Origin of the sequence: Streptomyces sp. NPDC058052, from assembly GCF_042885515.1 — a bacterium.
Taxonomy (GTDB): Bacteria; Actinomycetota; Actinomycetes; order Streptomycetales; family Streptomycetaceae; genus Streptomyces.
In genome coordinates this window covers 1-1,472 of the sequence record NZ_JBHVRX010000081.1, presented here as the reverse complement: position 1 = coordinate 1,472, position 1,472 = coordinate 1, and the positions used below count along the sequence as shown (strand labels likewise).

General features: G+C 32.5%; 2 protein-coding genes. Both read left to right on the top strand.

Annotated features, from left to right (window positions below; genetic code table 11):
- Nucleotides 1-3 precede the first annotated feature (3 nt).
- Nucleotides 4-159 carry a hypothetical protein gene (locus ACFVU3_RS40015; protein ID WP_390073704.1) on the top strand — a complete coding sequence of 52 codons (156 nt, stop codon included), beginning with the start codon at nt 4-6 and terminating at the stop codon, nt 157-159.
- Between the two features lie 16 nt (nt 160-175).
- Nucleotides 176-1,472: amino acid permease (locus ACFVU3_RS40010; RefSeq protein ID WP_390073703.1), on the top strand; the 1,297-nt coding region annotated here is incomplete at its 3' end.

The window sequence follows — 1,472 nt, the reverse complement described above, 5'->3', positions numbered from 1 at the left end:
GCAGTGGGACCTTATTTCACATTTCCTATTACTGCAATTCCAAATGGTGATATTAATAAACCTGAGGAAAGTTTTTATAGTTTACAAGATATAGATCTATCTGAATGGTTAGATAAAATGGGTTATGAGTCACTTACTAAAAATGGAATTAAATATTAATTCGGAGTGAGGATTCATGTCACAACAAAAAGAAAATTCAAATCTTAATAATACAGAAAATCAGAAAAATGGCTCCAAAAAATTGGGATTATGGGCTTTGACTGCGGTAGTTTTATCAGCCATGGTTGGGGGAGGGATTTATGATCTTCCCCAAAATATGGCTGTTCATGCAGGAGTAATCGGACAAATATTTGCTTGGCTAATCACAGGATTTATTATGTGGTTCATAGTCAAAAGTTTTATGATATTAACTGATATATATCCAGAATATAAAACTGGTTTATATCAATATGTAGAAAAAGGGTTTGGTGGATATGCCGGTTTCTTTACGAGCTGGGGCTATTGGATTTGTGAGTGTTTTGCTAATGTAACCTATTCGGTTTTACTTATGTCTACATTAGACTTTTTTTTTCCTGGAAAATTTACTGGAGGAAACAATATAGGATCCATTATAGGTGGTAGTATTATCCTATGGTTGATGAGCTTGTTAATATTGAATGGAGTTAAAGCAGCTTCTTCCGTTGAAATAGCTGGAACGGTAGGTATGTTGTTAACAACAGCAATATTTTTAGTAGTAATGGCTATTTCCTTTAATTGGGGTAGTTTTACTACAAATATGTTTGCAAATCATGCGGTACCTCATCTTAATGATAGAGACTTAGGTTCATTGCAACATCAAATATCATCAACAATGATGACTACACTTTGGGTATTCGGTGGTGTAGAAGGTGCGGTAGTTTTATCTGATAAAGCTAAGTCACAAGATGAAGTTAAAAAAGCAACGCACTTAGGGTTTGTTATCTGTTTAATCTTATATGCTTTGGCAACGTTGTTACCATTAGGTTTAAAAAGCTATGGTCAAATTGCAGCAATGCAAAGTCCATCTTCAGGAGTTTTATTAAGTATAGTTATTGGACCAGCTGGAAGAATTATTATAGCTGTTGGTGTTATTGTAGCTATATTAGCTTCATGGTTAACATGGACTCTAATGTTATCTGAAATGCCTTATGCTGCAGCAAAAGCAAAGCATTTTCCAAAACAATTTGCTAGAACTAATAAGAATGACATACCTTATGTTTCATTGATTACGTCTTCAATTATTATGGAAATAATTATTATTTTAACCCATTTTTCTACTCAGGCTTTTAATACTATGTTAACTATTGTAGGAACAATGACAGTTCCTCCTTATTTATTATCAATTTTATTTTTAGTGAAAAGTTCTTATAAAAAAGAAAATTGGCCAGGACATCATCAATATAGTAGAAAATATGCACTTATTATTGGAATAATAGCTTTATGTGGCATTATGT